This window comes from Mediterraneibacter glycyrrhizinilyticus (genome assembly GCF_015560805.1).
GTDB classification, from domain to species: domain Bacteria; phylum Bacillota; class Clostridia; order Lachnospirales; family Lachnospiraceae; genus Schaedlerella; species Schaedlerella glycyrrhizinilytica_A.
Genome location: NZ_JADMSO010000005.1, coordinates 20,314 through 46,054, shown reverse-complemented (window position 1 = coordinate 46,054; position 25,741 = coordinate 20,314). Strand labels below are relative to the sequence as shown.

The following is a 25,741-nucleotide window of genomic DNA, read 5'->3' as shown; positions in this document are numbered from 1 at the left end:
CCTCCTTTCCCTGTTATTTTTGTTTTTATATAGTAATCTGCTGTATGCAGGATTACCCGTTCAATTTGGCGACTGCCGTTCTGGATGAAACAAATTCTTCAATTAACGTCTCGTTTTCTTTCTGTTCCTGCTTGCGGTACTCTTCCTGTTTTTTTTCTTTCAGCTTCTGAATCGAAGTAAATTCTTTCTTCGCCTCGATCATACGGGTACGTTTTTTTATCTCATCCTCTTTTAAGTCTGCGAGATGCTCCTGTTTTCTCAGAATTCGAACACCCAGACTTTCTAAATATCCCTCATAAGTTTTCATTTTAGAAATTGCGATTCCGGTCTTTTTTTGACATTCAAATTCTTCCATGCACTCTTTGTGTTGAGTTTCCAGATCTTCTATTTCTCTTTCACATGCCCTGACTTTCAAAAGCGCCGCCACATGTTCTCCGCGAAGACTCTCCAAAACCTGTTCTTTATAATTCAACACTGTATTTAACGAGAAAAAAAACTTTTTCATGTCTTATCAACACCCTCTTTATGCTAAAATCTGCTTCATCATTTCCAAAATTTCTTCTTTTGTAAAATGCTCGTCCACTTTCTGCATTAAAAATGCATTTACCTGATCGATCTTGGAAATCGCAAAATCCAGCTTTGGATTCGAGCCCGCTTTATAGGCTCCGATCGAGATCAGATCTTCATTTTTCGCATAAATACTCAAGATATCCCGCAGCGCGGATGCCGCCGCCTTATGCTCTTCATCCACAATGTTCGACATCAGACGCGAAATACTCGCATTCACATCGATCGCCGGAAAATGATTCTCATTCGCCAGCTTTCTGCTCAACACGATATGTCCATCCAAAATACCGCGCACGGTGTCGGCAACCGGTTCGTTGGTATCGTCTCCCTCTACCAGAACCGTATAAACGCCTGTGATCGATCCCTCCTTGAAATTTCCGCTTCGCTCAAGCAATTTCGGAAATTCCGCATAAATCGAGGGGGTATATCCTCTTGCAACCGGCGGCTCTCCGATCGCAAGTCCGATCTCCCTTTGCGCCATCGCAAATCGGGTGAGGGAATCCATCATAAGAAGAACGTCTTTGCCCTGATCTTTAAAATATTCCGCGATCGTTGTCGCAACCAACGGGCATTTCATCCGTAGCATCGCCGGCTGATCCGATGTCGCAACCACAAGGACGCTCCGCTTCAGCCCCTCTTCCCCGAGATCTTTCTCGACAAACTCCCGGACCTCCCTGCCTCGCTCGCCCACAAGGGCGATCACATTGATATCCGCTTTTACATTTTTTGCGATCATCCCAAGCAGCGTGCTCTTTCCAACGCCGCTTCCGGCGAAAATCCCGATACGTTGTCCTTTTCCGACCGTATTCAGACCGTCGATCGCTTTCACCCCGAAGTCCAGCGTATCGGTGATCGGCGGACGATCCAGTGGATTGATATATGTATTATCTACATAATAATGTCTGCTGGACTCAAACGCGCCAAGCGAATCGATCGGCTTCCCCGTTGCGTCGATAATTCTTCCCCGGAGGAACTCGCCTACCGGAATCTTTAGTCTGTGCTTGGTATTTCTCACAAAGCTTCCGACGGAAACACCACTGATATTGTCATACGCCATCAACTGGATCTTGTCGTTTTTGAACCCGACCACTTCCACCGGGATCTGTTTGTGCGTCTCTTCGTTGTAGATCATGGCGATATCTCCGATACTTGCCCGGCTTCCGGAAGATTCCATACACATCCCTACTATATTCTCAATTTTACCGATATAACTGATCGTCTCTGCATTCTCGATCAGTTCCGGGAATTTCTTAAACATCGCTGTCAACTCCGCTTATCTTCTTACATTATTCAAAATATCTTTGATATTCTCCAACTGTGTTCCCACACTTGCATCGATCACCTCGTCCGGTAGCTCCACAATGCAGGTTCCCTCTTCCCCATCATTCATCGTGATGATCTTCAGATTATCGGACAGATGGGACAGAGATTCCAGAAATTCTGCATCCACTTCCATATTCACATCCGTATTGCATTTCGTAATGTAGATCTTCGCCCACTGTCGCTTTTTCAGCTTTTCTGTGGCTGCCAGGATCATCCTTTTGATGATCTCCTCACTGGAACGTATGCTCGTATGGATCACTTTTTCCGCAATGGAGATGGAGATCTGCTTCAGATCGTCAATATTCTTTTCCAGAATTTTGTCTTTCTGGATACTCACGTCCCGGATCACATCTGCAAAATTCTGCTGGAAAGAACGCAGTTCCTTATTCAGCATCTTCCGATGTTCTTCATATGCGGAGCGGATCCCCTCCTGTTCCCCCGCCTTTTTTCCCTCTTCAAAGGCTTCCTCGCGGAGAAGTTCTGCCTGCTGTCTTGCCTCCTGCACGATATGTCTCGCCTGTTCTCTTGCCTCTTCCAGAATCTCTTCCTTTAAAGTCTCATATTCTATCTCTTCCGCTTCCGGCTCCTCCAGAATACGTTCTTCTTCCGGAACTTCTTCTTCCTTTTTTAATAAAAAGCCCGCAAAAAAATCATACGACTGCACATCCCGCTCTTCGGCGTCTTTTACGATATTCCTACTAGGCAATGATCTCATCCTTTCCGCTCTTCACAATGATCACCTCTCCGGCTTCCTCCAGACGTCTGATCACAGCTACGATTCTCTGCTGTGCCTCTTCTACATCGCGAAGCCGTACATTGACTGTGATCTCAAGATCTGACTGGATACTTTCCGCCATACGCGTAGAGACGTTGGCAAAAATAAGTTCTTTGATCTTCTCGTCTGAGCCTTTCAATGCGTATACGATATCCTTAACGTCACATTCACGGATAAACCGCTGGATCGAACGGTTGTCCATCGATACAATATCTTCGAATACGAACATCTTCTTGCGGATCGTATCTGCCAGTTCACTGTTGTCTTTCCCTAATTCATCAAAGATGAACTTCTCATTTCCACGATCCATATGATTCATAACGTCTGCAATATAATCGATACCGCCAATGGTTGTGTAATCTGTGGTAAGAATGTTTTCAAACCGTTTCTTCAACGTGGATTCCACGATCTTGATCGCATCCGGAGAAGCGCTCTCCATCTTTGCCACACACTCGACCACTTTGATCCGCTTCTCTTTGGGCAGTTCGCTGATCACGGTCGCCGCCTGATCTGCATCCGCATAGGAAAGCACCAGTGCGATCGTCTGCGGACGTTCATGCTGTAAGAAAGAAAACAGATTCTTCACACTACTTTTTCGGATAAATTCAAACGGCCGCATTTTTAAGGATTTCGACAATTTTTCCAGCAATGCCTGCGTCGTTGCCTCTCCAAACGCTTTTTCCAGCACGCTCCGCGCATATTCCATTCCGCCGTCGGTCACAACTTTCTGTGTAAGACACGTCTTATAAAATTCATCCAGCACGTCTTCGGTCTGCTCAGGAGGTACATGTCCCAGCTTCGCGACTTCAATCGTCAGCTTTTCAATTTCGCTTTCACTCAGATGCTTGTAAACTTTCGATGCCTTTTCCGCTCCCAAAGAGACAATAACCGCCGCGGCTTTTTGTTCCGGCGTTAAACTATTGTTCTCCATGATCCTCTCCTCCGTTAAGCCATGATTTTAACAACTGGGCAGAAATCTCAGGATTCTGATCCGCAAACTCGCGTACCTGTTTCTTCAATTCCATTCCTCGGTCGTTCCGAAGTTCCTGCATCTCTTTACTCAGTCTTTCAATATCCTCGTCGCTATCCGCATACAGATCCGGCATTACTTCCGTCTCTGCCGCAAGAAGTTCCTGTTCTTCCAACATTCTCTTCTTTTTGCGCCGTTTTGCAACGATCAGAATGATAATGATCAATATCAGCAGTACAGCCGCTGCGATTCCCGCAAGAATCAGGAGGGTCTTCGTATCCATGGCATTCGCCTTTGCCGACGCCTCCTCTGTATTTGCCTTATAGAACGGTGCGCTTACCAGAGAGATCTTTCCCTCTCTGTCTTCCGCCGCGATTCCGGCTGCATTTCCTACCAGATCCCGGATCTGCTTCTCCGTCAATTCACCATATCCCTCTCCATTAATTGCAACCGCTACTGTCAGATCTGTAAGGACTCCCGGATCGATCTGCCCCTGTTCTTTGATCTGATTGACCAGATAATCTTTGGAAACACTTTCGCTTTCAGAACTTGCGCTGCTGTTGCCGCCTCCGCCGGCAGCGTACTCGGTATTGTCCGCGTTGGTTTCGGTACCAACCTCTCCACCTGCGGTTCCCTGCCCGTTCTTCGTGTTCTCCGTCATACTTTCTTCATGACTGACGATTCCGCTTTTATCATTCTGATCGATTTTTTCCGGTGTATTGTACGTTGTACTCTCCGTGATCAGCCGCTGCATATCGACCTTTGCTCTTGCGGAAATCCTTACGTTCTGATTACCGTAAACCGGTCCGAGCACATCATGCACTTTTTCTTCGATCTGGTTTTCAATCACTGCCGCGATCTCTTCCGCGTCAGATCCGTTCATGCTTGACGACTCTTCGGAAACGGAAACGTCATTTCCATTTCCGTCAAATACCGCAACCTGATCCAGTTCCATTCCCGGCACACTTTTCGCGACCAGACGCTGGATCGCCGCCGCCTGATCTTCTGTCGGCGATCCGCCGTCTTTCATCGTCACGACTGCGGTCGCGCTGGAATCCTGCTTTGCCTCGTCATCCAAAGCATATTTACTCTCTTCACCTAACGCGATCGTTACTTTCGCATCTTTGACATTCTCAAACAACCGGATCGTAGAACTGATCCGGTCCTGCAGTTCATATAATTTGTACGTCCGCTTGTCGGAATCCGTCGTCATCATACCCGCGTTATTGATAAATGTATCGTATGTAAACCCGCTCTTTGGATACCCCTCCTGTACGAGCTGTGCTTTCGTCACATCCAGGACATCCTTTTTCACTAAGATCGTAGATTCTCCCTGATATTTAAAATCAATGCCGCTTTCCTGCAGCTTTCCAACGATCTGCTGTGCTTCTTCCGTTCCCAATCCGGAAAACAACACCTCATACGGCTGGTTATTCAGAATAAATGCAACGGCGACCGCAGCGATCAACAGCAACGCCGCTCCCGCTATGATCAGCTTTTTCGTCTTGCTGCTTAACTTTCCCACAAATTCTTTTATCTGTTCCAGTTTCTCTTTCATAAGCTCAAAAGTTTCCTTTTAACATTTTCTTAACATATTTTTTACGTTTCATTACGCAAGAATATCAGCCTTGTATTTTTTACAGGCTGATACGCATTAACTCATTATAAGATTCCATTGCTTTGTTCCGCAGCGACACCAACATGTCCACTGCGAGCTGTGCCTGTGAAGACGCCACCATCACAGAGTGTGCATCTTCCAGTTGTCCCGTAGCTAAAAGATACTGTTTATTTACCAGGTCATTTTCTGTACTTGTCACGTTGTCGATCGCTTCCCGGAAAACGCTTTTGAATGTTTCCGCGCCGCCCTTACCGCTGACTTGTCCGCCATTTGCCGAGATACTTTCGATGCCGCTCTCCATCGTTTTTACCTGGATTGGCTGTATAAATAATTCGTCCATAGAGACCTCCCCTACTGTCCTTTGATCGCTGACCGGTATCTGACGATATCGCCGCTCAACGACTGTGTCAAATACTGATACTGCAGTGCTGTTCTTGTAAGTTCCGTATATTCCACATCGGCATTGACGCCGTTCCCATCTGCTCTCGTTGTGTGCGCGTCTTCCACAACATAGCTTTTTGAACTTTGGATCGCCTGACGTACATCCTCATTTTTCCCAGTCAATGCGGTTGCTTCCAGTTTTCTTCTGAATGTTTCTTCAAAATTAACGCGTTTCCTCCGGTATCCCGGTGTATCTACATTGGCAATGTTATTTGCCGTCACTTCCTGCTTCTTCCACAGATAGTCCATGGATTTTTCCATCATTGAGATCGTATTGCCAAACATCCGGTCGCTCCCCTTTCCTTTTCATTGACCGATTTTTCTGCGAAGTCCTGCTTTTATCAAACAAATGTGCCCGTAAAATCATCTGACGAGATCATCTGACGCTGGATCTGAACCTTAAAAAGTTCCGAAAGGAGCGTCAGCATCTCTCCCGATGTATCCGTAACCTGCTTTCCCTCTCCGCAGAGCGGACAGAGATTCACTCCTGTCTTCCCACTCACATTCCGTACGCTGCCGGATCCGCCGGTCAACAGATTCCCTGCATCACCCATATATTCTTTCACTCTGCTGATATAGTTCTGTGTCTCCTGGAACGGCGGAACTCCACCGTACTTTTCCACATTACCGCTTCCCGCATTATATGCCGCAAGCGCCAGATCCACATTTCCATCATATCTGGCAAGCAGATCTGACAGATACTTTGCGCCGCCCATGATATTGCTGCGCGCATCAAACGGATCCGTCACGCCGAGACTTTGCGCCGTCGCCGGCATAAGCTGCATGACGCCCTGCGCCCCCGCTCCCGACTGTGCATAAGGGTCAAAATTCGATTCCATCTTTCCGACCGCTTTCAGCAAATCTGCCGGAACGCCGTACGTCCGGGAAGCCTCTTCAAAAATCGCATCCAAATCTCCTGCGCTGATCCCGCTTTCCGCCATCTGCGTCTGTTGAAAAATGTGTGCAAATCCAGTCCCGGACAGGGACGGCGTCGTCACATTCTGCACTGCGCCGCGATTGATCTGTTGTATGACATTTTCCATATATCTGTACTGCATATTCTGCAGTATATAATCCATCACAATCTCCCTCTCCGCTAAAATCCAGTCTTTATTTACATGATTCTACATATTTTTACAATATTTTATTCTATTATAAACACTCTTCCCTTTAATGTCCAGTCCAACTCCAATATTTTTTCGCTGTTTTTTGTATTGATTTCGCAGAAAAATTCTGCTTTTTCTACTTCTGCCGCTTTGTCAGCTTCTTTCTTTTGTTCATTTTGCCTAATTCCAAAAGAAAAAGCAGATACCATTTTGGTACCCGCTCATTTTCCTATTTAAAATACCTCGTCAAAGACCCGGTCGATCCGATTACGAAGTGACTGTAATTTCAACTGTAAAATCCGGTTTTCCTGTTCCAGCTGTGCAATATAAAGCTGTCGTCTGATCTTCAATTTCATCAGTTCTTCGTGAATAGGTTTCTGAATAAAATCATCCCCACCATTACCAAGTCCTTCGACTCTCAAATTCATGTCATCCATGTTAGCCAGAAAAATAACCGGGATCTGCCGCAGCCGCGGCGTACTCTTTAATGTTTTTAACGCATCCATTCCATGCGTCTCCGGAATCAGTAAATCAAGCAAGATCAAATGCGGAATCTCCTTATCCTGCATATATCCCAATGCCTGTAAACCTGTTTCCGCAACCAAAACTTCATATTCTTCCCCAAGCATCTTTTTCACTGTTTTCTGCTCTTCCTCATTGTGATCCACGATCATAATCCGCTTCTTTCCAAATCCGTTTGTTTCACTTAAACCTGCCACCTTTCTCATTCTCCTTTCTTAATGTCCCGATAATAACAATACCGGTCTTTTCCCAATCTTTTACTTTCATATAAAGCCTGATCGGCTTCCTCCAGACTCCTTTCATAAGAAAATCTGCTTTTAGAGACAAATGTAATCCCCACGCTACACCGAAGCGGAATCTCCGACGCACTGTGGATCACGGCAAATAACTCGTTCATCCTGCGGTTGAGTATTTCACGCACCTCTACATTTTTGATGAACACAAGAAATTCGTCCCCGCCAAGCCGTCCGATCAGATCTCCGTGACGGAATGTCATTTTCAAAACTCCGGTCAACGTTTTTAACGCCTCGTCTCCTTTTGCATGTCCATAGCGGTCATTGATCCCCTTAAAGTCATCCAGATCCAAAATCACAAGCGCTCCTCCGTCCACCGTATTATCCCGAAGTATATACCGTTCTACTTCTCTTTCAAATGTAACTCGGTTATAAACCCCTGTCAACGGATCCAGATTTGCCGCTTTCTGAAGCACCAGCTCTTTTCTTTTCTCCGAATCGATATTTTTCAGATACAACAGCGCATATACCCGGTCCGTATATCGTTCGCGGAAAATATGCATCGTCAGTTTCATCCATTGATACGCATCGTCCGCACATCTGCGGAAACACAACTTTTTCGTCAAAATTCCATTGGCATGTCTGGAACTACACATTTCTTCCTGTACAAATCTCTGGACGCTTTCCATATCTTCCGGATGCACCTCTTCCTCGGCTTTCCGCTCCAGCAGCGCTGCAAATTTTTCCTTGTTCTCCCTGCATTCCCCCATATAGCTCTTCCACAGTCCTCCGGCAGTCCGAAGTTCACCGCTATCCAGTTCTACCTCTGCGAACGCAACCGTTTCCGAAAGCATTGCATAGTAAAATACACTTTTCCATATATATTTTTCCCGGAAATTCCACTTATTCTCCTGAAGCGCCCTCTTTTCCTCTGCTTTTGATTCCGTCGAAAACTGCAGCAATTCCATCTCACTGACAAGACGATGATATCCGGTCAGGCAGACCTTATCTCCGATTTCTCCCATTCGGACACCAAGACATTGTACCACACACTCCCCTAATTCCGGATGCACCCATGTATATTCCAGTTGCGCCGGTCCTCCGGATGTCACGATCCGCTCCACAGACTTCGCCACATAAGAACGATACTGCTCACCAATCCTGCTGTTCCAGTATTGGTACATTTCCTCCGGAATCTGTTCTTCGTTCACGCCCATGATCCGTTTCATCGTCCGGTCCCCATACATCTTTGCCGTCCGGTTCTTTCGGTTCAGGATGATTTTCCAAAGTCCAAGGTTCGTCGTTCCCAGCACTTCTTCACACGCGATCTCCGGCACCAGTTTTCCTGCCGCAGTGTCGTGCAGACGCTCTGTCAGGAAACAGGACATCGTATGAAGCTGCGCCGCATCGCCATGATGGCGTTTCGGATTATCTACCCCAAGGAATCCGATCACACGCTGCGCTTTTCGGATCGGCGCAACAACCAGCCGCCGGATCCCCTGTGTATGCAGGATTTCCCATTCTTCCAGTGCGCTCTTTTTTATATGTTCCAAATTACGGATCACAACCGATTCCCCTTTTTGAAACGCTTCGACCCATCGCTGTATCGTGCTGCCCGGAACATTTTGAAGTTCGTCCTGCTGTGACGTCACGCCTTTCTCACACCACTCATGAGTATTGATCCAAAAATCGCCTGGCGCCGCCCGTTCAAATATATACGAACGATCTGCCTGATAAAACGCGCCGATCGACCGCAAAACTTTCCGGATCGCAAGTTCCGTATCCGGCTCTTCCACAAGCATTCTTGTACATTCCACAATATTCTGCTCAAAGTCCAGTTTTTCCTGAATACTTTTGCTGACATGTTCTTTTTCCGTCACATCGATCGCGATCTCCATATGTGCCATTTTTCCATTCCATGGGATCAATTTATCTTTCAGCAGAAAATGACGGTTCAAAAACGTATTCTCTTTTTCCCACACAAGAAAACGCTCTGCATTTAATTTGTGATTTTTGCAAGACTCACAGGGATCGTTTCTCCCCTGAAATACTTTATAGCACTTTCTCCCTTTATAATCGTGAACGCCTGTCAGAAGCTGCCCCGCCGTATTCATATAGTACAGCTCATAACTATCCTGATCGCAGACAAACACAATCTCGTCCATTTCTTCTATAATATTGCCCTGTTCACATGCCCGTTCCGGCATCTCCTGCGTTTTTTCTCCGCCGGAAAGTTGATACAGTCTTTTTCTGTATGCTTCCCATTGACTGTGTTCTTCACTGTCTCCCCTGATGTAATATCTGGCAAATGTTTCTGCTTCGTATGGTTTTGAAAACAAATATCCCTGCAGCAGATCCGGGTGCAGCGTCCGCAGAACCGCCAGTTCCTCTTCGGTTTCCACGCCCTCACAGCAAACACGAAGCTGCTCACTATGAGACAGTTCGATCATATTGCTGATCAACCGGCAATTATACACACTGTGCTGTAATCTGCTGACAAAGCAACGATCGATCTTTACTTCGTTGATTTCCATGCTTTTCAAATATCCCAAACTGGAATATCCGGTTCCGAAGTCATCAATTGCAATCTGGATTCCACATCTTCTCCACGAGTAAAAAATCTGATTGAAATATTGATATTCCTGAAGCTGCATACTCTCCGTCACTTCCAAGGTAAGACTTTCCCCCGAAAGTTCTGCTTTCTTCAACGCGTCCAACACTTTTTGTGTAATCATCTCATTCCTTAACTGGATGTAAGAAATATTGACGCTGATATGAAAATCCGGAACCCATTTCCGCCAACATTTGCACTGATGCAGGGCTGTCGCCAGAACCCAGTCGCCAACCGGGTCGATCAGTTCCGTCTGCTCCAAAAGCGGGATAAATTCTTCCGGGCTGATTCTTCCCCTGCTCGGCGATTCATATCGGAGAAGCGCTTCCGCTCCGCGCACATGGTAGTCCGTCCCCGACACCTGCAGCTGATAACAAAGATGAAATCCGGAAAATCCGTTCCGCACGCTTTCCCTCAATTCTTCCTGCAAATCAATCCGGTTCAGATTCTTCTCATAATCATCGGCTGAGAAAAACACAAGATTGTTCTTTCCCCTCTTCTTGGCCCGGTCCAGCGCGTTTTCTGCGTACTGATATAATACGCCGCTGCCGTCAATGATCTCTTCCCCATAGGGAACCACCCCGGCAGACATCGTACAATACGGCAATACTTTTTCCTGGATCAGCAGATACGTCGTCTGCACCATCCCTTTTGTACGTCCCTCCATATTGATCGCGTACCGGTCGCCGTCCACCCGGTAAATACTCAATGACAGATCGACCACTTCTTCCATGATCTCTGTCACGATCTTCAAAATGTAATTCCCGTATCCTCTTCCTCGTTTGATATTGATATTTTTAAAATCGTCGATTCCAAGAAGCATCAGGAAGCCTTTTTTCTCACTTTGAAGTTCTTTCTCCAGGTCGTCAAACAGACAGGTCATATTCAGAAGCCCGGTCAGCGTATCTACTTTCCGGCTCATCACAGAATCCGAGATCCGCCCCAGCATAAGCTCCGGTTTTCCTGTGTCGCTGCACCTGCTCTTTCCCCGACAACTGATCCATACTTTTTCTCCATGATTATTCAAAAGCCGGCACTCAATATTGCAGGAGACTATGTCGCCGCGCTCTGCCTGCCGCAGCATTTTCTTCACGGCGGCAACGTCTCTGGCATACACGCACCTCTCTAAGTCCTGAATCTGATAAACGTACTCTTCCCGTTTCGGCAGATTGTATTTCTCGTAGACCGGATTTGAAAAATGGAGATTTCCCGTCTGGAAGTCCCATAAAAATAAATAGTCCTCTGTACTTTCACTCAGAAATTCTATCGTCTTCAGACATTGCTCAATCTCATTTCCTCGATGATCTATCATCTCATTCCTCTCTTCTCGCTTCATTTGTATCCTCCACCCGCTTTTCCACAATCTCAACTATTGTATTTATGATAGCACAACCAACAGCCAGATTCCACCCAACTTTAAATAAAAAAAGCGGAAAAACGGAACTCCGTTCCACTTTCCACCTGTAAAAAGAATCACCCTTTCGGACAGTGTTTTCTTCGTGTCAACTCTTTTATAAAAATTGAAAAAAAGACTTCCGGGAAATCCCCGAAAGCCTTTTTGATAAAATAGGGTGTGTGTATGTATTACTGTAATAACTGAAGAACTCCCTGCGGAAGCTGATTTGCCTGTGCAAGCATTGCCTGAGAAGACTGAACAAGAATGTTGTTCTTTGTATAAGCCATCATCTCATTTGCCATGTCTACGTCACGGATCCGGCTTTCAGCAGCGGTCATGTTCTCAGCTGTTACACTCAGGTTGTTGATCGTGTGCTCCAGACGGTTCTGGATCGCACCAAGATCACCACGAGTAGAAGATACAGAGTTGATTGCAGACTTGATCTTGTCAACTGCTGCTTTCGCTCCTGCCTGTGTGCTGATGTCAATATCAGCGATGCCAAGCGCTACGGTGTGCATATCCCCAACAGAAACAGTCATCTGGTTGAAATCTTCAGAAGTATCACCAATCTGAAGTGTCAAACCTTTTCCATTGTTTAATGCTGCAAATGTAATATCATTTGTCGCTAGAGTAGCTTCAATTCCAGCACTTTCCAGAGCCTTGTTCAAGTTCACCATTGTATCATCACTGGTTTTACCAATTAAAACTGCGGTTGCTCCATCTGCTACTTCTGTATCTGCATCTTTTACGAACTGATAGGTTTTTCCATTCAGAGTGATTTTATCGCCATCCTGAATAGCCCCCTGACCTTTTGCTGTTACCGTTGCATTCTTACCCTCTGTAACCGTTCCGGCTTTTACAGCAGTTCCAGTCTGATCCGTTGTCTTAATTGCTGTCAGTTTTGCGCCACCCTCACCAGCAACTTTGGAAGTCAGTGTAAATTTGTTATTACTCTCAGTAACGTCGAAAACGGATGCAAGTTCTGATTTTGCAATTGCATCTTTGATATTTTTCGTACTGGTAGCTGCGTTAGTATCTGATGTATATTTAAGATCAACGCTGTGCAATGTACCATTTTCATCTGCATATTCAACAGTCAGTGTATGTTCTTGACCATCCGCACCCACTCCTACGGTGAATTCTGATGTCGCTGCAATTGCCGCATTTTCCTGAACAGTAATTCCATTTCCGCCAAGTGTACTTGCTTTGTTTAAGTCAAGTTTTGTAGCAGACAGAGAACCGTCTAACAGGTTGATTCCGTTGAAGTTGGTAGAATCTGCGATACGGTCGATCTCATCTTTCAGGGAAGCGATCTCTTTCTGCAGGTTTGCACGGTCAACTTCGTTGTCATATGTTCCGTTGGCGGACTGGTCAGCCAGTTCTACCATACGGTTCAGCATGGAGTGAACTTCTGTCAAAGCTCCCTCTGCTGTCTGTACAAGAGATACACCATCCTGTGCGTTCTTCTGTGCTGTGTTCAGACCTGTGATCTGTGCACGCATTTTCTCAGAAATAGCCAGTCCTGCGGCGTCATCTCCGGCACGGTTGATTCTGTAACCAGAAGATAATTTCTCTAAATTTTTTGCTACTGCATTGTTGTTTCCTGTTAAGTTTCTGTAAGAGTTCAATGCTGCGATATTGTGCTGAATTCTCATTGTAAAATTCCTCCTTGAATTAAAATTCTATCCGGAAATCCTTTTCCGGCTTTGCTTCTGTCAGTGATCGTTATAAAATCAAAGAGGAATACTCCAGACTGCCGGCAAGTGTCTTGATAAGTACAGATATTTAGAGAATCCGAAAGTTATTGCAGCTATCCTGTATATGCGAAGAGTTTTCATATAATAAGATAAAAAATGTAAGAATACATGAAAAAGACTTCTGAGAAATCCCCAGAAGCCTTTTTGATAAAATAGGGTGTGTGTATGTATTACTGTAATAACTGAAGAACTCCCTGCGGAAGCTGATTTGCCTGTGCAAGCATTGCCTGAGAAGACTGAACAAGAATGTTGTTCTTTGTATAAGCCATCATCTCATTTGCCATGTCTACGTCACGGATCCGGCTTTCAGCAGCGGTCATGTTCTCAGCTGTTACACTCAGGTTGTTGATCGTGTGCTCCAGACGGTTCTGGATCGCACCAAGATCACCACGGGTAGAAGATACGGAGTTGATTGCAGATTTAATCTTGTCAACTGCTGCTTTCGCTCCAGCCTGTGTGCTGATGTCAATATCAGCAATTCCAAGAGCGGCTGTATGCATATCGCCAACAGAAACTGTCATCTGGTTGAAATCTGCGGAAGTATCACCGATCTGAAGTGTCAGACCTGCGCCGTTCTTTGTTGCAGAGAATACGATGTCGTTGGTATTATATTCAGCTTTGATTCCAGCGCTTTCTAACGCTTTGTTCAGGTTTCCGAGAGTTGCGTTGTTATCAGCTCCGACAACAACAGCAGTTGCGCCCTTTTTAGTAGGCTCAGTGCTTGCATCTTTTACAAACTCATATGTCTTTCCGTTTAAAGTGATGGTATCGCCTTCAGCGATTTTAGCACCTGCACCCTGAGTCTGAACTTTTGCATTTTCTCCGTCGATAGCTTTATCTGCATCCATTTTAGATGTAGCATCTGTAGTAGAAACGTTTACGACTTTTGCACCTTTAGAACCTGTAACTTTGGATTCAAAATTAACGCTATCGGCATCTTTTGTGATGTTAAATACAGAAGATAATGTATCATTCTGAGAAACTGCCTTTAAGATTGCGTCGATTGCTTTTCCTTTATCATCAGCAGTATCGATCTTGTATTTTACATCTACTTTATGCAGAGTTCCGTTTTCGTCTGCATATTCAACAGTCAATGTATGCTCTCCAATTGCTGCCTTATCATGTCCGGCGATTCCGGAGGTTGTTCCTGTTGCTGGGATTTCTTTTACAGTAGTAGCCTGACCACCAAGTGTTCCTGCTGCTAAGTCTAACTTTGTTGTAGACAGAGAACCGTCTAACAGGTTGATTCCGTTGAAGTTTGTGGAATCTGCGATACGATCGATTTCGTCTTTCAGAGAAGCGATTTCTTTCTGCAGATTTGCACGGTCAACCGGGTTGTCGTATGTTCCGTTCGCAGACTGGTCAGCCAGTTCTACCATACGGTTCAGCATGGAGTGAACTTCTGTCAAAGCTCCCTCTGCTGTCTGAACAAGAGATACGCCATCCTGTGCGTTTTTCTGTGCTGTGTTCAAACCTGTGATCTGTGCACGCATTTTTTCGGAAATTGCAAGTCCGGCTGCATCGTCTCCGGCACGGTTAATTCTGTAACCAGAAGATAATTTCTCTAAATTTTTTGCTACTGCATTGTTGTTTCCTGTTAAGTTTCTGTAAGAGTTCAATGCTGCGATATTGTGCTGAATTCTCATTGTAAAATTCCTCCTTGAATTAAAATCTTATCCGGAAATCCTTTTCCGGTAATTGTTTGTTCCAGTGAGTTTTATATAGTAAAAAGTGAAACACAGACTGCCGGCACTTGTCTGATTAGGCACACCTTTTTGGACATTTAAAAAGGTGCAGAGAATCATCTGCAAACACTTAAGAACACTCAAGGGAGAAATGATATGGAAAACATTACGTATGGATATGTCCGCGTTTCATCAAAAGATCAGAATATCGAACGACAGTTGATTGCTCTAAAAAATGCGGGTATATCAGAAAAACATATTTATATTGACAGGCAAAGCGGAAAGAATTTTGATCGTCCGGCATATAAGTCCATGTTAAAAAAACTGAAATCCGGAGATATCATTGTTACGAAAAGTATTGACCGACTTGGCCGAAACTATGAAGAGATCATGGAACAATGGAGGATCATCACAAAAGTAAAAGGTGCGGATATTGTGATCCAGGATATGCCCCTCTTAGATACCAGTAAAACAAGGGACTTATTAGGTACATTTATCAGTGATCTCGTATTACAATTGCTTTCTTTTGTAGCACAAAACGAGCGGGAAACAATCCGTCAGCGACAGGCAGAAGGAATTGCCGCCGCAAAAATGCGCGGAGTAAGATTTGGAAAACCACGAAGCGCACTCCCGCAGAATTTCCCGGAACTCTATCAGCGTTGGCGAAAAAAGCAGCTAACGATCCATGAATTTGCAGAGATTTGTAATATAGGCAGAAGTACGCTCTACACAAAAATTTCAGAATATGAAAAACAACAAAGTATCAAAATACATAACTTTTAAAAGAAAAAAATAAATCTTAAAAAATATACTTAAGTTTTTGATCTACCTAACGATAATATAGGTGTACAGTGATTTTATGAAGTCCAAAAAGGTGTACTTATCAAGACACTTGCCGGCAGTCTGGAGTATTCCTCTTTACTTTATAACAATCACTGACAGTAGCAAAGCCGGAAAAGGATTTCCGACAACACTTTCAATTCAAGGAGGAATTTTACAATGAGAATTCAACACAATATTGCAGCTTTAAACTCTTACAGAAACTTAACCGGAAACAACAGTGCTGTTTCCAAAAACTTAGAGAAACTGTCTTCCGGTTACAGAATCAACCGTGCCGGTGATGACGCAGCGGGACTTGCTATTTCCGAGAAGATGCGTGCACAGATCACCGGTCTGAATACAGCACAGAAGAACGCACAGGACGGTGTGTCTCTCGTACAGACAGCAGAGGGTGCTTTGACAGAGGTTCATTCTATGTTAAATCGTATGGTAGAACTTGCTGACCAGTCCGCCAACGGAACATACGATAACCCGGTTGACCGTGCAAACCTGCAGAAAGAGATCGCGTCTCTGAAATCTGAGATCAACCGTATCGCAGATTCCACGAACTTCAACGGAATTAACCTGCTGGATGGTTCTTTGTCAACAACAAAATTGGATTTAGCAGCAGGTAAACTTGGCGGTGCTAATACTACGGTAAAAGAAATTGCAGCAACTGGTGCAACTTCTGAAATTAGTGCTACTGGACAAGGTGCGGATACAAATGAACAAACATTAACTATCGAATATAAAGATGCGGATGGCAAATCTCATTCTGTTGAAGTTAAATATACAAATGCTACCACTTCCAAAGAAGATGTTGCCAAAAATATTTTTGCTGCCGTTTCTAAAAATTCAGAATTATCCTCTGTATTTGATATAAAGCTAGACAGCGATAAAGTTGTATTTACATCCAAGGTAACAGGTAAAGACGGTGCATCTATTACAGATGTAAAGACAACTGCTGGAAATAGCAACGTTGATGAAGGTGGTCGTACGGATGGTGAAAACGCAAAAGTTCAGACAGAAAATGCAGGTACAACTATTCAAGCTGGTGACACCATCACTTTAAATGGAAAGACCTATGAATTTGTAAAAGATACCAATACCGATCCGACTACAAAAGGAGCAACGGCTATTGTTGTCGGCGTTGATAACAACGCAACATTGGCTAACTTAAATAAAGCGTTAGAAGGCACAGGAATCAAAGCCGAATTTGAGAAAAACAATAAGGATATTGTTTTCTCGGCAACCAAGAACGGTGCCGGACTGACCCTTCAGATCGGAGATACCTCCGCAGACTTCAATCAGATGACGGTTGCTGTTGGAGATATGCACGCAGATGCACTCGGAATTGCTGATATTGACATCAGCACACAGGCAGGAGCAAAAGCGGCGGTTGACAAGATCAAATCTGCGATCAACTCTGTATCTTCTACACGTGGTGATCTGGGTGCGATCCAGAACCGTCTGGAGCACACGATCAACAACCTGAGTGTAACAGCTGAGAACATGACCGCTGCTGAAAGCCGGATCCGTGACGTAGACATGGCAAATGAGATGATGGCTTATACGAAGAACAACATCCTTGTTCAGTCTTCTCAGGCTATGCTTGCACAGGCAAACCAGCTTCCGCAGGGAGTTCTTCAGTTATTACAGTAATATACACACCCTATTTTATCAAAAGACTTTCGGGGATTCCCCGGAAGTCTTTTTCCTTTTCCAGATATTTCCCCCATGTTTTGTCATAAACCGTTCATCCCTCTCATATAGATAATACGAAAGCTGTTGACCGTTATTTTTATATTCGATATAATATGCTTATATCATAGTTTCAGGAGGCACTTATATGAACCCATTGATCAATGCCGAAATCGGGATGCTCTACACAACAGATTCCCGTTTTCTTGCGAAAATAAAGTACACCCGTAATCTGGATTCCTATACATTTATTTTTTCTTCCCTCCCGGAAAGTCCACTTCCGAAACAAGTCTATCTGATGCCCGGTGAAGACCCGAATGACTATACGTCATTCCTTTGTACGACAACCGGTGTCTTTAACGAGTTTTATGTTCCCCAGACTAACCGGACATGGTATTTAACAGAGACAGAGACTTTGGACTTACCGGATTACCGTACGGAATTCCGCATCGACCTCTCTTTTCCTCTGACCATCGTTCCACAAGGCACCACCAAAAATACAACGATTTCCGTTGTGGACATCAGCGTCGGCGGTTTGAAATTTATTACTGACCAGGAGTTTCAGGTTGATAAGACTTTTTCTTTTATATTTACAAAAGGGGCTGAACCGGTTTTCATTACCGCACTCATATTGAAAAGATATCCTGCAAGAACTCCCGGCGTTTACTGTTACGGATGCCGTTTTCTGGATCTTGCCCAACAAGCCGAATCTGTTCTTCGCGGTTTCATTTTTAAAGAAAATCTGATCCAGAGTAAATCTCACCGCCGTCTGTGATTCCGGTAAATCTACATAAGAAAAAGAGGGACATTCGCCCGACGCAGTATTTGCATAAGGCAGTCCCTCTTTTTGATCCTGATTCTGTTATTTTTTCTTAGCTTCCTCGCTATGCGCTTCTTCCTCAGTTGCTTCTTCTCGTATTGCTTCTTGTGTCTCATCCGCATGTTTCGGAACATATCTTAAAAAATAAGCATAAATGTCCACGATCGTCTGGTACAATTCCGGCGGGATCTCTTTCCCCAACTTCATCTGTGTCAGTACCGTAGCCAGCGAATTATCCTCATAAACCGGGACGCCATTGTCATTCGCGATCTCGACGATCTTTTCAGCGACATATCCCATACCGGATGCAACGATCACCGGCGCAGAGTTCTGTGTCTCATCATATTTCAACGCAACTGCCTTTTGTTCCAGTGTATCATATTGTGACATTTACCATATTTCTCCTTTCATAAATCTGCGGGAACGCAGCCGACACCGGAATGGATTCTTTTCCCTGTTCTACTGCCAGATAGCGGATCTCCATTCCATTCTTTTTCAAAATGTCTGCGATCCCCTCACGGATCTCTTTTTCCTTTGGAAGCAGATTTTCCGGATAGTGAAGAAGAAGATCCATTTTCCCCTCCTCATAATAACAGAAAATATCAAAAAATCCCACTTCTTTCATGTCAAATTTCAAAAGTAACTTCACGCCGCTTTCTCCGGGCGTCTCTCCACCTCCCGACGAATCATCCGGATCCAGCCAGATTTCCGAGAACACCGGAGTTCCATCCAGGATAAACGGAAGCGTTACATGCAGAACCGGCATATACACGCTTTCATTGATCAACATTCCATGGAGCAGCGTCATAAAATCTTCTTTATTTTCAATCCCGGCTTTTCCCTCTGCTCCCATACGGAGTAACGAAAGGAATTGCTCCGACCATTCCTCCTTGCCTGCCGCGCGGTCAAAATCAATATTCCGGAACAGCTCCCGGATCTCCGCTCTGTCCATACTTGCAAAATGTCTGCGGAACGCCGGAAAATCAGACAGCCGTTTGAACGCGTCTACCACGCCGTCAAGATTGCCATTCTCATAACGAGAAGTATTAAACGTCAGCAAGTTGATCAAATCCCGGATCTTGCCCAGATTCCTCGTCTCCGAAATATAATTTCCGAGAAATGGGATGATATCTGATTTCAAAAGCTTTATATTCTGTTCCATGTTCTCCTGACTATGCGGCAGAAGCTGCTGCGTCAGTCTTTGCAGACCTGCCCGTTCATTTCGGAACATATAGCTTTCAATCTCTTTTAATTCCCCTTTTATGTTGGTCATGATATGCTTTCCGGAAGACATATCGTTGTATTTTTTCAAAAAGTCAAGGATCCCCGCTTTGAGTTCCACACTTCCCGCTTCTTTCATCACGCCGCGCAGCAGTTCAAAAAGAGAGCCTTTCATCTTATTGGAACCATTCATCTGGCTCTTTAAAAATTCTTTTAACTTTTGCGGATCCATCTCCAGCATTCCCAAAAGCATATGGATCTCTTCCGCCATGCCGGTTCCGATCCCTGCTTCGATCACGTTTCTCATTCCCGAGAACAACATTTTCGACATGATCTCGCTTGCCCGCGGGATATTTGCCAATGTACGGACAAAATTGCCAAAGTTCGATTCATAAGAAAGTCCCTGCTGAACGCCACGTTCATTCCCATATTCGGCACGGCTGTCGGCCCGCACGACCTTGTCAGGATTCACCGGATTTTTGATCCCGACATCATTTTTCATCTGCGGATCCTGTTTGCTCACATTGTTCTCATACCCTGAGATTGGCGTGGAAATTTTTAAAATATTTGACATTTTTTCACCTACTCTATAATTTTCTCTTATCTTTTCACATTTGCCTGACGATATTAAAAATGTATTAAACATAAGGCGGTGCTTATATTATGGATAACATGCTTGAAATGTATCTCTATGAAACAAACACTTTATTAGAACAATTGGATGAACTTTTGATAGAAGCCGAAAAAAATGAAGATTTTACAACGAACGACGTCAATGAAATCTTCCGCATTATGCATACGATCAAAGGTTCCTCTGCTATGATGGAATTCTCTCCTTTGATGGAGATCGCACATCACATCGAGGACTTGTTCTTCTATATTCGCGAAAATGGACTTGATGCCATGAGCGAGTCCCATAAAAATGACCTGTTCAATCTGATGTTCCAGTCAACCGACGCTCTGCGCGGCGAAGTTGAAAAACTGGAGAACGATGAACCCCTTAGTACTAATATCGACAGTGTCATTACAGATATTAATAGTTTTTTAGAAAAAATCAGCGGGAAGAACGCTTCCGCGAAAGAGACCGGAGGAGCGGCTTCTGACGTGAAGTCTTCTTCTGCGCAAAGCGGTTCGTTGTCTCCTGATTTTCTTCCGGAGGGAACTTACCCGCAGTATATCAAGATCATGTTCGAGGAAGGATGCGGCATGGAGAACCTGCGCGCATTCATGGTGATCACAGCGCTTCAGGAGATGGATATTCCATTCCTGTTTTATCCTGCTGATGTGGAAAGCAACTCAGACACGATCGACTTTATACAGGAACACGGCTTTTATGTCTGCCCGGAATCCCGGGAACTGACAGAGGTTGCCGTCAATGTCATCAAGGAGATCAACAGCGTCTCTACCTTTGAAGTCCTTGATCACGCTGCGGCGTCTGCGCCGGCAGAAAACACAGCGGAAAAGCCAAAAGAACAGGTGAATGCTTCTCATCCGTCTGCCGTTTCCGCCCCTGCGTCAGGCAGCGCTTCCTCTGCTGCGTCCTCTTCCGGAACTCCTGCAAAGCAGAGTTTGATCAGCGTCAGTCTTTCCAAGCTGGACAGCCTCATGGCGATCGTCGGTGAGATCGTGATCACAGAATCTATGGTGACTTCTTCTCCCGAGATCCAGAATCTGAAACTGGACAGTTTCCTGAAGTCTACCCGACAGCTCCGCAAGCTTACCGATGACTTACAGGACATCGCGATGTCTCTTAGAATGGTTCCGGTCTCCGGTACGTTCCAGAAGATGAACCGGATCGTTCGTGACATGAAGAAGAAATTAAATAAAGACGTACGGCTTACGATCGAAGGGGAGAACACCGAGGTCGATAAGAGTATCGTGGACAGTATCAGCGATCCGATCATGCACATTGTGCGTAATTCCATGGATCACGGGATCGAACCGACTACGGAAGAACGGATCGCCGCCGGAAAGCCTGCGCAGGCAGAGATCGTCCTTTCCGCAATGCATACCGGAAGCGAGGTCATTATTTCCGTGCGGGACGATGGCCGCGGTATGGATACTGTAAAGATTTTGGAAAAGGCAGAGCGCAACGGTCTTCTCACAAAGCCTGCCAGCGAATATTCCCAGAAAGAGATCTTATCTCTTCTGATGGTTCCCGGTTTTTCTACCAACGAGGAAGTTACCGAGTTCTCCGGTCGTGGAGTCGGCATGGATGTTGTGAAGAAGAACGTAGAATCGGTCGGCGGCGTCATTTCCATCACCAGCGAACTTGGAAAAGGAAGCTGTACCACTTTGAAGATTCCGCTTACGCTCGCGATCGTAGATGGTATGGAGATTTCTGTCGGAAATTCCATCTTCACGATCCCGATCGCCAATATCCGGCAGTCTTTCAAAGCTGAGAAAGAATCCATCATTCTGGACGCCAGCGGCAATGAGATCATCAAATGTATGGATGAGTTTTATCCGATCGTCCGGATCCATGATTTATACAATATCGAAACAGACATCACGAATATCGAAGACGGTATTCTGATCTGGGTAGAGGCGAGCGACAAATCTTACTGTCTGTTCGTAGATGAGCTGCTTGGAGAGCAACAGGTTGTTGTAAAACCGCTTCCTGCTTACTTGAACAATTTCAACATCAAAGATTCCGGGATCAGCGGTTGTACGATCCTGGGCGACGGCAACATCAGTATCATACTGGACGTCCTGAATCTCTACCTTGTCTCAGAAAATCAATACTAAATTACTGAAATCGGAGGATTGACCATGTCAAATGAAAATACAGCAATTGACTCCATCGCAGAGGATTCCGTAACGGATATTCCAACTTCCACAGAACGGTTTCTGACATTTATGTCCGATGGTCTTACCATTGGAGTCAGCACAAATTATGTGACAGAGATTATTACCAACCATACGATCACCATCATCCCACTGGTGCCGGATTATGTAAAAGGAATCATCAATCTTCGGGGACAGATCATCCCGATCATTGATATCCGTCTCCGCATGGGCAAACCGTCCATCGACTATACAAGTACAACCTGTATCATCGTCCTGAACATTGATGATACCAACCTTGGCATCATTGTAGATTCGGTACAGCAAGTCATCGACATTGACAAAGCTCAGATTTCTCCTATTCCGACGGAAAATCATCAGGAACTGATCAATGGGATGATCTCGCTGAGCGAACGCTCCGTGCTCCTTTTTCTTGATCACGAACAGCTTGCCCGGGTTTACTGATCCTTATATCTTCAGTATACATAAAAAGGAGTCCGACCAATGCTAACAATTACCGAAACTGACTTTCAACGCCTTGTACGATTTGTCAAGCAGAATTATGGGATCGATCTGTCAAAGAAGAAGCAGTTGATTCTCGGACGATTATCAAACACGATTTTATCCATGGGTTTTCCGTCGTTTCAGGCATATGTGGATCATCTGATCCGCAACCAGAAACCGGAAGATCTGGAACTGATGTTGAACAAGCTTACGACAAACTACACTTACTTCATGCGTGAGGAATCTCATTTTGAGTTTTTTACAGATGTGATACTGCCTTATCTGCTCCGGACGAAAAAAGACCGTGTGCTTAGTATCTGGAGCGCCGGTTGTGCTTCCGGAGAAGAACCATATACCATTTCAATGATTTTAAAAGAATATCTCGGATCAAAAGCATCCATGTGGGATACCCGCGTCCTTGCGACCGATATTTCCCAGAATGCATTGAAAGCCGCAGCCAACGCGGTATATGACGAGACATCCTTAAGAAATCTGCCTGCCGGATGGAAAAGTAAATATTTCCGTTCCGCAGGTTCGCCGGGACTTTACACAGTATCGCCGGAAATTAAATCTAACGTGATATTCCGTACTTTTAATCTTATGGATCCGATTCGTTTTCGTCTAAAATTTGACGTTATTTTTTGCAGGAATGTGATGATCTACTTTGACCAGGAAACAAAAAATTCCCTTGTGAACCGTTTCTACAACGCTACGAATCCGGGAGGATATTTATTGATCGGTCATTCGGAAAGCCTGAACAAAGAAAGTACGCCTTACAAATATCTCCGACCTGCAACTTACCGGAAAGAGTAATCCAAAAAATCCTGTCAGTAGTTGCCACACTGTCTTTCTGAACTTTCAGAGAAAGTGTGGCATTCTCTTTTCTTATTTAGATTGATCAACTTGTAAAGAAAGGAATGATACTATGCCATCAAAAACAATCAAAGTATTCGTCGTCGACGATTCTTCTTTATTTCGTAAAATGATCATCGACTATTTGTCGTCCTGTCCGGATATCCAGGTAGTCGGATACGCGTTCAACGCGTATGACGCCCGAAAAAAGATCCCGCTCTTAAAACCCGATGTGATCACAATGGACGTGGAAATGCCCGGATTGAACGGAATCGACTTCTTAAAAGATTTTCTGCCTCTGCATCCGATCCCGGTTGTTCTGGTATCTTCTCTGAATCTGAACGTATTCGATGTACTTTCAGCCGGCGCCGTTGATTTTGTAAGGAAACCGGATATGAATATTGTTTCCAAAGAACAATTTTTCTCCGCTTTAAATTCCAAAATCCACATCGCTTCATTTGCAAAAGTAAGATGTGCTTCCCGTAAACGGACCACATCAACTGCCGCTTCTACCACTACCGCGCCAAAAAAGCCTCTGTTCGCCGGCAAACAGCTTTCATTCCGGTCCACGGTCATTGCGCTTGGCGCATCTACCGGAGGTACGGAAGCGACTCTTGCAGTTTTAAAACAGCTTCCTGCCGATATTCCCGGCATGGTCATCACACAGCATATGCCCGAGGGATTTACCGCCATGTATGCACAGCGCCTCAATAAACTGTGCCAGATGGAGGTTCGTGAAGCGAAAAACGGCGACCAGATCCGCCCCGGACTTGTGCTGATCGCGCCCGGTTCCCAGCAAATGGAAGTCGTTCGCTCTGCAAACGGCGGTTATGCCGTCCGTTGTTTTTCCGGACAAAAGGTCAGCGGTCATATGCCGTCTGTGGACGTTTTATTCCGTTCCGTTGCCAAAAATGTAGTCGGCAACAAGATCGGGATCATCATGACCGGTATGGGAAAAGACGGAGCGGAGGGATTATTGGAAATGCGCAAAAAGGGAGCGTTCACGATCGGGCAGGACAAAGCCTCCTGCGTGGTCTACGGAATGCCGATGGTTGCCTACAATATCGGAGCGGTATCTATCCAGGCAGGCTGCGAACAGATCCCGTCCGTATTGCTAAATCATTTAAAAAAATCATCCTGATATTATTATTTTTTTTCCGTTTTAACCGATATTTGATATAGTTAGTAATTTATTGCGATTGTTTTCTTTATGGTCTGACATAGAAAGGAGTCCTGTATGAAAATTTCAAATGCTAATAATCTAACGCCTGGCTATGCCGGTCTTAGTATCCGCACAAAAGGGCTCTCAAGCTCTTCGCTTCCTAAAAACGACGAGAAATCTTTTGATGCGATTTCGATCCAGTCTGAACCGAGACAGATTGCCGAGCGGACATTTGCCGCCGCGATCTCCAAAGAACTGGCATCCGACGTTCGGATCCCGGTTTCGGACGCCAGACTGAACGAACTAAAGGAGCAGATTTCTTCCCATACTTACAAGATTGATGCTTCTGCGATCGCATCACGGATGCTTCTGTGCAAGGAGGCGGTTGAATAATGGATCATTACACAGAATTCATCTCTCTGATACATGATTTTATCGATCTGTTCCGATCGCTGACCACGGTGGAACAGCAGAAGCTCGATGCAGCGGTAGCAAACGATCTTTCCATCCTGGAAGATTGTATGAAAAAGGAACAGGCATTTGTGCTCCGTCTGCGCGGACTGGAGCAGCAGCGTGATACCCTTCAGAGAAAGTTGAAGATGAAGGATTTAAAGTTCAGAGAGATCTTATCCAGAGTTCCGGATGAAGTAAAAGAAGAACTCACTCCTTTATTTCAGGAACTTTCCGAAAAAGTGCGTATATTCCAATCGATCAATGCAAGCGCACAGGATGCGATCTCTGTAAATTTACACAAGATCCAGTCTGTTTTAAATTCCGGTCAGCCGGATGCCGGCGTATATTCCGCATCCGGTACAAACAAACCAGATGAAACACATTTCACGAATCGTTTTGTTTAACAATAGTTTAAGGA

At 44.9% G+C, this 25,741-nt stretch carries 24 protein-coding genes; 9 read left to right on the top strand and 15 right to left on the bottom strand.

Annotated elements, in window-relative coordinates:
- Positions 1 to 52: 52 nt before the first annotated feature.
- From fliJ to I2H87_RS06430, 13 genes are all read right to left on the bottom strand, one after another.
- Positions 53 to 505 carry a flagellar export protein FliJ gene (fliJ, locus tag I2H87_RS06490; RefSeq protein ID WP_195609563.1) on the bottom strand — a complete coding sequence of 151 codons (453 nt, stop codon included), beginning with the start codon at positions 503 to 505 and terminating at the stop codon, positions 53 to 55.
- Between the two features lie 18 nt (positions 506 to 523).
- Positions 524 to 1,825 (bottom strand): flagellar protein export ATPase FliI, encoded by a 1,302-nt coding sequence (gene fliI, locus I2H87_RS06485; protein WP_138375861.1) that lies wholly within the window; start codon positions 1,823 to 1,825, stop codon positions 524 to 526.
- A 15-nt stretch (positions 1,826 to 1,840) separates the two neighbouring features.
- Positions 1,841 to 2,605, bottom strand: coding sequence for a FliH/SctL family protein (locus I2H87_RS06480; protein ID WP_009266743.1), 765 nt, complete (start codon positions 2,603 to 2,605; stop codon positions 1,841 to 1,843).
- Complete coding sequence (gene fliG / locus I2H87_RS06475) at positions 2,589 to 3,596, bottom strand: flagellar motor switch protein FliG (protein WP_009266744.1); 1,008 nt, start codon at positions 3,594 to 3,596, stop codon at positions 2,589 to 2,591. The genes I2H87_RS06480 and fliG overlap by 17 nt, the downstream gene beginning before the upstream one ends.
- Entirely contained in the window at positions 3,583 to 5,193 is a 1,611-nt protein-coding gene (gene fliF, locus I2H87_RS06470; protein WP_195609562.1) for a flagellar basal-body MS-ring/collar protein FliF, read from the bottom strand. The genes fliG and fliF overlap by 14 nt, the downstream gene beginning before the upstream one ends.
- A 79-nt stretch (positions 5,194 to 5,272) precedes the next feature.
- On the bottom strand, positions 5,273 to 5,593 hold the full coding sequence (locus tag I2H87_RS06465) for a flagellar hook-basal body complex protein FliE (protein ID WP_009266746.1): 321 nt from the start codon (positions 5,591 to 5,593) through the stop codon (positions 5,273 to 5,275).
- Positions 5,594 to 5,604: 11 nt separating this feature from the next.
- Complete coding sequence (gene flgB, locus I2H87_RS06460; RefSeq protein ID WP_195609561.1) at positions 5,605 to 5,979, bottom strand: flagellar basal body rod protein FlgB; 375 nt, start codon at positions 5,977 to 5,979, stop codon at positions 5,605 to 5,607.
- A 56-nt stretch (positions 5,980 to 6,035) separates the two neighbouring features.
- A complete protein-coding gene (locus I2H87_RS06455) occupies positions 6,036 to 6,773 on the bottom strand; it encodes a lytic transglycosylase domain-containing protein (protein WP_195609560.1) in 738 nt (245 codons plus the stop codon).
- Positions 6,774 to 6,838: 65 nt separating this feature from the next.
- On the bottom strand, positions 6,839 to 7,009 hold the full coding sequence (locus I2H87_RS06450; protein ID WP_009266749.1) for a hypothetical protein: 171 nt from the start codon (positions 7,007 to 7,009) through the stop codon (positions 6,839 to 6,841).
- Between the two features lie 24 nt (positions 7,010 to 7,033).
- Entirely contained in the window at positions 7,034 to 7,528 is a 495-nt protein-coding gene (locus I2H87_RS06445; RefSeq protein WP_147623656.1) for a response regulator, read from the bottom strand.
- Positions 7,525 to 11,478, bottom strand: a complete 3,954-nt coding sequence (locus tag I2H87_RS06440; protein ID WP_195609559.1) for an EAL domain-containing protein — start codon at positions 11,476 to 11,478, stop codon at positions 7,525 to 7,527. Before I2H87_RS06440 ends, I2H87_RS06445 begins: the two co-directional genes overlap by 4 nt.
- Before the next feature lie 272 nt (positions 11,479 to 11,750).
- A complete protein-coding gene (locus I2H87_RS06435; protein WP_009266752.1) occupies positions 11,751 to 13,217 on the bottom strand; it encodes a flagellin N-terminal helical domain-containing protein in 1,467 nt (488 codons plus the stop codon).
- A gap of 272 nt (positions 13,218 to 13,489) precedes the next feature.
- The gene (locus tag I2H87_RS06430) at positions 13,490 to 14,965 is read right to left on the bottom strand and encodes a flagellin N-terminal helical domain-containing protein (protein WP_195609558.1); all 1,476 of its coding nucleotides are present in this window, start codon (positions 14,963 to 14,965) and stop codon (positions 13,490 to 13,492) included.
- A 195-nt stretch (positions 14,966 to 15,160) separates the two neighbouring features.
- On the opposite strand from I2H87_RS06430, the gene I2H87_RS06425 reads away from it, so the two are divergent.
- From I2H87_RS06425 to I2H87_RS06415, 3 genes are all read left to right on the top strand, one after another.
- A complete protein-coding gene (locus tag I2H87_RS06425; protein WP_009266753.1) occupies positions 15,161 to 15,787 on the top strand; it encodes a recombinase family protein in 627 nt (208 codons plus the stop codon).
- 216 nt (positions 15,788 to 16,003) lie between these two features.
- Entirely contained in the window at positions 16,004 to 17,485 is a 1,482-nt protein-coding gene (locus I2H87_RS06420; RefSeq protein ID WP_195609557.1) for a flagellin N-terminal helical domain-containing protein, read from the top strand.
- A gap of 187 nt (positions 17,486 to 17,672) precedes the next feature.
- Positions 17,673 to 18,299: a PilZ domain-containing protein gene (locus I2H87_RS06415; protein WP_195609556.1), complete on the top strand. Its 627-nt coding sequence runs from the start codon at positions 17,673 to 17,675 to the stop codon at positions 18,297 to 18,299.
- An 87-nt stretch (positions 18,300 to 18,386) separates the two neighbouring features.
- Here the strand turns inward: I2H87_RS06415 and I2H87_RS06410 are convergent, their stop codons facing one another.
- Together I2H87_RS06410 and I2H87_RS06405 are read right to left on the bottom strand one after the other, a co-directional pair.
- A complete protein-coding gene (locus I2H87_RS06410) occupies positions 18,387 to 18,734 on the bottom strand; it encodes an EscU/YscU/HrcU family type III secretion system export apparatus switch protein (protein WP_195609555.1) in 348 nt (115 codons plus the stop codon).
- Entirely contained in the window at positions 18,721 to 20,139 is a 1,419-nt protein-coding gene (locus I2H87_RS06405) for a hypothetical protein (RefSeq protein ID WP_195609554.1), read from the bottom strand. Before I2H87_RS06405 ends, I2H87_RS06410 begins: the two co-directional genes overlap by 14 nt.
- 89 nt (positions 20,140 to 20,228) lie before the next feature.
- On the opposite strand from I2H87_RS06405, the gene I2H87_RS06400 reads away from it, so the two are divergent.
- The 6 genes from I2H87_RS06400 (at position 20,229) to I2H87_RS06375 (ending at position 25,727) form a co-directional block, all read left to right on the top strand.
- Positions 20,229 to 22,313, top strand: coding sequence for a chemotaxis protein CheA (locus I2H87_RS06400; protein WP_195609553.1), 2,085 nt, complete (start codon positions 20,229 to 20,231; stop codon positions 22,311 to 22,313).
- A 24-nt stretch (positions 22,314 to 22,337) separates the two neighbouring features.
- Positions 22,338 to 22,817 carry a chemotaxis protein CheW gene (locus I2H87_RS06395; protein WP_054703324.1) on the top strand — a complete coding sequence of 160 codons (480 nt, stop codon included), beginning with the start codon at positions 22,338 to 22,340 and terminating at the stop codon, positions 22,815 to 22,817.
- A gap of 39 nt (positions 22,818 to 22,856) precedes the next feature.
- Complete coding sequence (locus I2H87_RS06390) at positions 22,857 to 23,669, top strand: CheR family methyltransferase (protein ID WP_009266761.1); 813 nt, start codon at positions 22,857 to 22,859, stop codon at positions 23,667 to 23,669.
- A gap of 112 nt (positions 23,670 to 23,781) precedes the next feature.
- Complete coding sequence (locus I2H87_RS06385) at positions 23,782 to 24,849, top strand: protein-glutamate methylesterase/protein-glutamine glutaminase (protein WP_054703323.1); 1,068 nt, start codon at positions 23,782 to 23,784, stop codon at positions 24,847 to 24,849.
- Positions 24,850 to 24,945: 96 nt separating this feature from the next.
- Complete coding sequence (locus tag I2H87_RS06380; RefSeq protein WP_009266763.1) at positions 24,946 to 25,263, top strand: flagellar biosynthesis anti-sigma factor FlgM; 318 nt, start codon at positions 24,946 to 24,948, stop codon at positions 25,261 to 25,263.
- Positions 25,263 to 25,727: a flagellar protein FlgN gene (locus I2H87_RS06375; protein WP_009266764.1), complete on the top strand. Its 465-nt coding sequence runs from the start codon at positions 25,263 to 25,265 to the stop codon at positions 25,725 to 25,727. The genes I2H87_RS06380 and I2H87_RS06375 overlap by 1 nt, the downstream gene beginning before the upstream one ends.
- Positions 25,728 to 25,741: the final 14 nt, after the last annotated feature.